This is a genomic window from Kitasatospora sp. NPDC056531 (genome assembly GCF_042794375.1).
Taxonomy (GTDB): Bacteria; Actinomycetota; Actinomycetes; order Streptomycetales; family Streptomycetaceae; genus Kitasatospora.
In genome coordinates, this window is the sequence record NZ_JBHTTU010000074.1 from 26168 (window position 1) to 33900 (window position 7733).

Annotated in this window: 6 protein-coding genes and 1 pseudogene; 4 read left to right on the forward strand and 3 right to left on the reverse strand. The window is 70.1% G+C overall.

Annotated features, from left to right (window positions below; translation table 11 throughout):
- Positions 1–43: 43 nt before the first annotated feature.
- Together ACFQ87_RS35345 and ACFQ87_RS35350 are read left to right on the forward strand one after the other, a co-directional pair.
- Positions 44–253: pseudogene (locus ACFQ87_RS35345) on the forward strand (YdcF family protein); the annotation flags it as partial.
- Positions 254–609: 356 nt separating this feature from the next.
- Complete coding sequence (locus ACFQ87_RS35350; protein WP_380615016.1) at positions 610–1176, forward strand: hypothetical protein; 567 nt, start codon at positions 610–612, stop codon at positions 1174–1176.
- 455 nt (positions 1177–1631) lie between these two features.
- Here ACFQ87_RS35350 and ACFQ87_RS35355 read toward each other — a convergent pair whose 3' ends face one another.
- The 3 genes from ACFQ87_RS35355 to ACFQ87_RS35365 form a co-directional block, all read right to left on the reverse strand.
- Positions 1632–2144, reverse strand: coding sequence for a hypothetical protein (locus tag ACFQ87_RS35355; RefSeq protein ID WP_380615017.1), 513 nt, complete (start codon positions 2142–2144; stop codon positions 1632–1634).
- A gap of 468 nt (positions 2145–2612) precedes the next feature.
- Positions 2613–2930: a hypothetical protein gene (locus ACFQ87_RS35360; protein ID WP_380615018.1), complete on the reverse strand. Its 318-nt coding sequence runs from the start codon at positions 2928–2930 to the stop codon at positions 2613–2615.
- A 657-nt stretch (positions 2931–3587) separates the two neighbouring features.
- Positions 3588–4217, reverse strand: a complete 630-nt coding sequence (locus ACFQ87_RS35365; RefSeq protein WP_380615019.1) for a TetR/AcrR family transcriptional regulator — start codon at positions 4215–4217, stop codon at positions 3588–3590.
- A gap of 97 nt (positions 4218–4314) precedes the next feature.
- Between ACFQ87_RS35365 and ACFQ87_RS35370 the strand changes: the two genes are divergently transcribed.
- Positions 4315–5811 (forward strand): APC family permease, encoded by a 1497-nt coding sequence (locus tag ACFQ87_RS35370; protein WP_380615020.1) that lies wholly within the window; start codon positions 4315–4317, stop codon positions 5809–5811.
- A gap of 117 nt (positions 5812–5928) precedes the next feature.
- On the forward strand, positions 5929–7665 hold the full coding sequence (locus ACFQ87_RS35375) for an amidase (protein ID WP_380615021.1): 1737 nt from the start codon (positions 5929–5931) through the stop codon (positions 7663–7665).
- Positions 7666–7733 lie beyond the last annotated feature (68 nt).

A 7733-nucleotide genomic window follows, 5' to 3' on the forward strand; every position in this document is an offset into this window, starting at 1 on the left:
GACTCAGGGGCGACCACTCGAATCCGGCCCCCAGGTGGGACACGTGCGGCGGCCGTGCGACGTCGCCATCGGCCTGGGCTGCCACGATCTCGGTGTCGCGGCCGAGGCCGCCGTACTGTACCTGGACGGGCTCGCGCAAAGGATCGTCTTCACCGGCGGTCCGAACCCGTCGCGGCCCGACCACTTCCCCCGCGGCGAAGCCGCGCATTTCACCGAGCACGCCGTCTCCCTCGGTGTGCCCGAGCACGCGATCCTCCAGGAGCCGCAGGCGCGCAACACCGGGCAGAACATCCAGTTCTCCAAGGAGGACCTCGGCTTGAACCGCGCTTCCCACTCGGGCTCCAGCGCGTTCTTCGCGCGGACCTGGAGCACCCGGTCACGGATGACCGGGATGCCGAGCGGGCGCTGTTTTCCCGTTGCTCTTGGGGAACCCTCGGACTGGCACTCCATCACGAAGTCTTGCCCGATCGGACCAGGATAGGTGGAGAATCTCTCCCATCTGTTCGAACCGCCCAGCCCGGAGGAGCGGCGTGAGTTCAGACGTGGCCGTCCAGGTCTGAACACACAAGCGGCGCTCGACCAAGCAGCCCACCGTGAAGGAGACCCGACTTGCCCGTCCCATGGGACCTCTTGATATCCACCGCGGGCGGCGTCACCGCCACCATCGTGGGCGTCGTCGCCGGCGGTGTCGTCGGAAGGCACGGCCAGAACCGGAAGTGGCTCCAGGAGAGTCGGACCGCTGCCTACGAGCGATTTCTGCAAGCGTTCGGCGCCATAGAGATGGAGCATCGTGAGGCGTTCCTCGAACAACGCCGACCTGCGGCCGAGTGGGGACCGTTCAATGCAGCAATCCAGTCCCTGAGCCTGGTGGCCAGTCGCGAGGCCGCTGACGAGGCTGAGCGGCTCTGCGAGGTCATCGAGGACTTCACCATCCTCTTCCACGGTCGCCAACCGACTGATCTCGAGGAGCTCCGGCCGTTCCATACCGCTCTGCACGAGGGGCACTTGAGATTCGTCAATGCGGCCCGACGCTCACTCGATGGTTCCCAGGAACGTCTTGCACGGGCTCTTGGTGGTCCGTCGCCGTGGCGCGGCGTCGAGTCCTTCTATGAGCGGGGCGGCGAGGCTGAACCCAAGAACCAACCGTCGCCGGTCCAGTCGCCCGGACACCCATGAGCACTCAGCATGCCGCTGATCGCTCCCCACCATCCCCACTTCGTTGAGCATCGAATGAACTGGAGCGACCAGCAGCCCTCGCCATTTTCGACCGTCCTCATCAACCGTCACGCCGAAACGCCAGAGGAGACCCGTCACTGTCCGGAGATCATGGACCGTGATGACCCCGAACCCACTTGCCCCCGGCGGTCGAAAGGGAGTGACGACCCGTCCGTTCAGTCCAGAACCCGCAGGTCAGTGCCTACCTCGTCCACCAAACATGACGCCCGATGGCACCTCATGACGCTCAGTCCGCGAGAGGCGCGTGAGAGACACCTGACGACCTGGACGATTCGAGAGCGACTTGCTCACAGTCACATCCGAGAGCTCACTCCCCCTATGAGCATCACGCCTTCACGGCAGCAGGGCAACGCATCACCCACCAAAGTTCGGCGCGGTCCGGGCAATCCATCGGTTCAGAGCACGCGGTGGGCGGCGGGGAACTTGCCGAGGTTGAAGGCGGTGGACCTGTCCTGGAATCCCGAGTTTCCGTTTCGGGATTTCTCCGTCACGGTGATCGGGGCTGTGCCGACCTTGCGGTTGATGGGGATCTGGGCCAGTTGGATGGCGATTCCGGCGTCGGGGCCGATCGTGGCGTGTTCAGCCGTGGGGGTGAAGACGAATTCCTTGGCTACGGTGTTCAGCGTCACGATCCAGTCGCTCAGGCTGATCTTCGGGACGACCTTGGCCAGGTCGGTGGCCAGGTCCGGTGACATCGTCCCGGCCGGGACCTTCACCCTGATCGACTTCACGTCCGCCGGGGTGCCGTTGCGGGAGGAGGCGACGATGAGGATTTCCCCGGTCTCCTCGGGTGCCTGCAGGTTCTCCGGGGAGGCCTTCAGGGAGTCGGGTGCGGTGGTGATGGTGTAGCACAGCAGTGGATCGTCGGCTGGGACTTCCGCGCTGTGCTGCTGGGTGACGAGGGGCACGGAGCGGTTCCTTCTTTCGTGCGGGCACGCCGGCCCGAGGGGTGTGCGGGGCGGCGTGCCGGGTCGGGGTCTGCTGTCAGCGGTTGGTGCGGGTGTGTGCGGTGGCCTTGTCGAGGGTGCGGAATCCGGAGCGGATTTCGGATTCGGCAAGTGACATGTCGCACTGCTCCTGACGGAGGATCGGCAGTTCGCGTCAGGCGCCGGACCGGTTCTCGGTCCAGGTCCAGGAGCTGAGGGCACCGACGGGGCCCCTCGCGCCCACCACGGCACGAGAGGCCACATACCGCTTCGCTCAACCGACTGCGCCGAGGCTGGAGGTGATCCAGCCTCCGAGCCTCGGCGCCATGGACCAGGAGGAACGACCACGCCATCAGATGGCGTCATCACTTCTTTCGCCCAGTGGGCGGCCTCAGGGCCGTGCGCAGGGTGCGGTGGTCCCGGCGCGTGTACGCCGGGGAGCCAGTCCCGCTACAGGTTGATCGTCCCCTTGAGGTCGACCAGAGAGTGGTCAGCGAGAATGCGGAGTACGAGATCGTTGCCCTGCCCCTTCTTGAGACCACGGTCCTCGTAGTCGTGGGCCATGAACGCCGCGGTGAACTCGCCCCGCCTGCACTCGGCATCGGTCAGGCCGATGGGGGCATTGTTGTGGAACATGTGGGCTTGAACTCTGCCGGTCTCCTCCGGGCAGGTCCCCCTCCAAGTGACCCGGATGTCCTTGGGCGAAGGAGTCCCTCCAGCCAACACGTTGGTGAGTGTCCATTGGGATGCATCGGACTGCACAGCCATTTCCGTCTCCTATCTGTTCAGGCCATCAGCCGAGGCCGGTCAGAGGCAGGCCGTGCTTGATGGCGCTCCTTGAGCAACCCCACCTCCGGCCGGTCCGCCCGGTAGCCCGCCGGCACCAGGTCCGGGGCGTACGGTCAAGGGCGAGTGGGCCCAGCTCATCGCGAAGCGATGCCGAAGGCGGCCTTGAAGGCACAGTGCGGCCCGAACGCTTCACGACTGGACGGCCCAGCCCCCACGTTCAATGCCGAATGAAGTGGGGAACGTGAGCACCCCTGAGGATTTCCCGGGATACTCCTCATGCTCGCGGCAGGCCGCGGCACGCTGTACCAGCATGTTCCCGGGGTGGTTCGCCTACAACCGGTGGTCGGCGCGGCTGGTCCAGGCGTGGATGTCCGCATCAAACGGGGCGTCGTCCCGTGCTCGATCCGTGAGCACTTCGACGCGTGCCGGCCGGCCGGCGTCCGCGCACTCCTCGACGCCGTCATCACCTTGATCGCTCCGGCCCCAGGTCCCCCCGTACGTCCGGGTCGTGACCCGCGCGCCTCGGCGAAGCGGATGAGCTCCGGGAGGCGGCGCGGGTACATCGCGCCCAGGGTCGAGGGGGCGCCCGCCGGGGCGCCCGTCAACTGTCCGGCGTTGCGCGACGCCGCCCCGGGCTTACGGCGTCCGACGCTCGACGCCGTCCAGCAGTAGGCCGAGCCCTAGTTCGAACCCGCGGTCGTCGAGGCCCGTCGCGCCGCCGCCGCGGGCGAGGGAGTCGTCCAGGGCGTCCGCCAGTGCCGGGTACTGCGGCCGGTACGCGGCCGGTTCGCGGGTGAAGCCGGCGGTGAAGGTCTCCATCGCGGAGCCGAGTACCAGGTAGTCCAGTGCCGCGGCGACCTCCGCCGCGTCCGCGGGGCCGAGGCCCGCCCGGCCGAGGAGGGCGAGCAGCGCGTCGTAGCCGCGCAGCGCGCTGTCCGCTTCGACGCGGCGGCGGGCGAGCAGGGCGACGGCGTTCGGGTGCCGCAGGAAGACCGCGCGGTAGCCGCGCGCGTACGCCGCGAGGCCGGCCCGCCAGTCGGGATCGCCCAGCGGCGTGTGGTCGATCTCGTCGTTGACCAGCCCGGAGACCGCGTCTACCAGGGCGTCCTTGCTCGGTACGTGGTTGTAGAGCGACGCCGCCTTGACCCCGAGCCGTTCCGCCAGCGCTCGCATGGTCAGGCCGCCGGGGCCCTCCTCGTCCACCACCTGGAGCGCGGCGACCGCGATCCGCTCGCGGGTCAGCAGTGCCCTGCTCGGTCGGCCCACCGAAAATTCCCCTCTTCCGCTCTCCGTGTCCGGGGGCTATCGTGCCAGACCAACAGCAGTTGCTAACAAAGTTAGTTTTATCAGGAGGACACAGCCCGTGGCCGAGAACACCCCCACCGATGCCGACCGGCTGGCCGCGCTCGGCTACCAGCAGGAGCTGCGGCGCAGCCTGAACGTGCTCGGCAACATCTCCATGGGCTTCGCCGTCGTCTCCCCGGTCGTGGGACTGTACGCCGCCGTGCAGGTCGGCATGAGCGTCGCGGGCGGGGCCTGGGTCTGGGCGCTGCCGCTGTGCCTGCTCGGGCAGTGCCTGGTCGTCGCCGTCTACGCCGAGCTCGCTTCGCAGTGGCCGCTGGCCGGCGGCGCCTACCAGTGGAGCAGACGCCTCGCGAGACCGGCCGCCGCCTGGCTGAGCGGCTGGATGTGGCAGTTCGCCGTGATGTTCGGCAACACCACCGTCGCCTACCTCGCCTCGCCCTGGCTCTTCGCGCTCTTCGGCGCCGTCCCGACGCCCGCCGAGCAGGTCCTCGTCTCGGTCGGCTTCATGCTCTTCTGCACCCTGGTCAACGCCTACGGCATCAACCTCCTGCGCTGGTTCATCAGCCTGGGCATCGCCGCCGAGGCCGTCGCCTCCGTCCTGGTCGGCCTCACCCTGCTGCTGGTCTTCCGGCAGCACGGCTTCTCCCTTCTCACCGACTTCCTCAACGCGCCGAAGGGGCTGGGCGTCAGCGACACCGGCGCCCTGCTCGCCGCCGTGGCCGTCGCGGGCTGGGCGTTCATCGGCTTCGACGCCTGCGTGTCGACCGCCGAGGAGACCAAGGACGCCGCTCGACAGGTGCCCAGGGCCATGTGGTGGTCGCTGCTCAGCGTCGGGCTCGTCGTCATCCTCAACGCGGTCTCGGTCGAGCTCGCCCACCCGAACCCCGCCGACGTCGTCGCCGTCAAGGACCTCGACCCGGTCACCACCGCCGTCACCCGCGCCTTCGGCGGCTGGGCCGACAAGCCCTTCGTCTTCGTCGTCCTGATCAGCTTCACCGCCTGCCTGATGGCCTCCCAGGGCGGCGCCGCCCGCGGCCTCTACTCCCTCGCCCGCGACGACGTCTTCCCCTTCTCCCGCCACGTCCGCAAGGTCAACCGGCACAAGGCGCCGATCGGCGGCCTCGTCGCCGCCACGGTGATCAGCTGCGCCGCCCTACCCCTGGGCCTGAACACCTCGGCCATCGGCAGCCTGATCACCTTCGGCAGCGCCGCCACCTTCGTGCCGTTCTTCCTACTCACCCTCGTCGCCCTGACCGCCCGCCTGCGCGGCACCTGGCAGCCCGCCGGAGCGGTCGGCTACGGACGCCTCGGCACCCCGCTCAACCTCCTCGCGGTGCTGTGGACCGGCTTCGAACTGGTCAACATCTGCTGGCCGCGCGCCATCCTCGCCCCGGCCGGAGCACCCTGGTACCAGATCTGGGCAGCACCGCTCGGCGTCGGCACCGTCACCCTCGCCGGCCTCGCCTACCTGCTCGCGCGCCGCCCCGACCGCCGGATGCCCTCCCCCGACGAGGACCGACCGCACACCGACGACCTCGCCCCCGCCGTCCTGTAGCCGGCGTCCCCGCCCCGGGCGGGGCAACTCCCAGCGGCGACCCCGCGCCGCACCTTCGAAACCATCGAGGCCGAGCGCCTCGACCCGTTCCACCGAACCACCCCGGAGGCACCCCGCATGACACGCGCATTCGACGTCGTCGAGACAGGTATCGCCGACCTGCGCGCGGCACTGGAGAAGGGCGGGACCACCGCGGTCGGCCTGCTCGACGCCTACCTCGCCCGGATCGAGGCCTACGACCGGCCCGGAACCGGCACGGCGCTCAACTCGCTCGTCGTGATGAACCCGGACGCCCGCGCCGACGCCGAGGCCTCCGACGCCCGCCGCGCCCGGGGCCGCACCCTCGGCCCGCTCGACGGCATCCCGTACACCGCCAAGGACAGCTACCTCGCCAAGGGCCTGACCGCCGCCGCCGGTTCGCCGGCCTTCGAACACCTCGTCGCCCAGCACGACGCCTTCGCCATCGAGCGACTGCGCGCCGCCGGTGCCGTGCTCATCGGCCTGACCAACATGCCGCCGATGGCGAACGGCGGCATGCAGCGCGGCGTCTACGGCCGGGCCGAGAGCCCGTACAGCGCCGACTGGCTGACCAGCGCGTACGGCTCGGGCTCCTCGAACGGCTCGGGCACCGCCACGGCGGCCTCGTTCGGCGCCTTCGGCCTCGGCGAGGAGACCTGGTCCTCGGGCCGGGCGCCCGCCTCGTACAACGCCCTGTGCGCCTACACCCCCAGCCGCGGGGTGATCTCGGTGCGCGGCAACTGGCCGCTCGTACCGACCATGGACGTCGTGGTCCCGCACACCCGCACCATGGCCGACCTGCTCGAACTGCTCGACGTCATCGTCGCCGACGACCCGGACACCCGCGGCGACCTGTGGCGGTCACAGCCCTGGATCCCGCTGCCCGCGCCGTCCCGGGTCCGCCCGGCCTCCTACCCGGCGCTGGCCCCCGCCAGCGCGGCGGCGACGCGCGCGACGCTCGCCGGCAAGCGCGTCGGCGTGCCCAGGATGTACATCAACACCGACCCCGAGGCCGGAACCAACGCCGACGGCGGCATCGGCGGCCAGACCGGGCAGCGGATCGACACGCGCGCCTCCGTCATCGCCTTGTGGCAGGCCGCCCGCCGGGACCTGGAGACCGCCGGCGCCGAGGTCGTCGAGGTCGACTTCCCGGTGGTGACCAACTACGAGTCCGACCGCCCCGGCGCGCCGTCGCTGTTCACCCGTGGCTTGGTCGGCCGCGACTTCCTCACCGTCGAGATCGAGGACCTGTCCGCCTGGGCCTGGGACGACTTCCTGCGCGCCAACGCGGACCCCGCCCTGTCGACCCTCACCGACGTCGACGGCGCCCGCATCTGGCCCAAGCACCCCGGCGAACTGCCGGACCGCTACAGCGGGTTCGACGACGTGATCGCCGACTACCCGCGGCTGGTCCGCGAGCGTCCCCACGCGTCCCTCACCGAGATCCCGCACCTCGAACAGGGCCTGCGCGGACTGGAGGAGACCCGCCGGATCGACCTGGAGTCCTGGATGGACGAACTCGGCCTGGACGCTGTGGTCTTCCCCGCGGTCGCCGACGTCGGCCCGGCCGACATGGACGTCAACGAGGCCTCCGCCGACCTCGGCTGGCGCAACGGCGTGTGGGTCGCCAACGGCAACCTCGTGCCGCGCCACCTCGGCATCCCGACCGTGACCGTGCCGATGGGCACCATGGCCGACACCGGCATGCCGGTGGGGCTGACGTTCGCGGGCCGCTCCTACGACGACAACGCCCTCCTGCGACTCGCCGCCGCCTTCGAGGCGACCGGGCAGCGCCGCACGGAGCCGCCCCGCACCCCGAGGCTCCCGGCACACTGACGGCCCGGGGGAGCCCGGCCGGGCTCCCCCGGGGCCACCCGGCACGTGTTGGTGTCCGGCGGTCTGCT

Coding starts and splice junctions, on each gene's coding strand:
- ACFQ87_RS35360 (WP_380615018.1), bottom strand. CDS start 2,930: ATGGCTGTGCAGTCCGATGCATCCCAATGGACACTCACCAACGTGTTG.
- ACFQ87_RS35375 (WP_380615021.1), top strand. CDS start 5,929: ATGACACGCGCATTCGACGTCGTCGAGACAGGTATCGCCGACCTGCGC.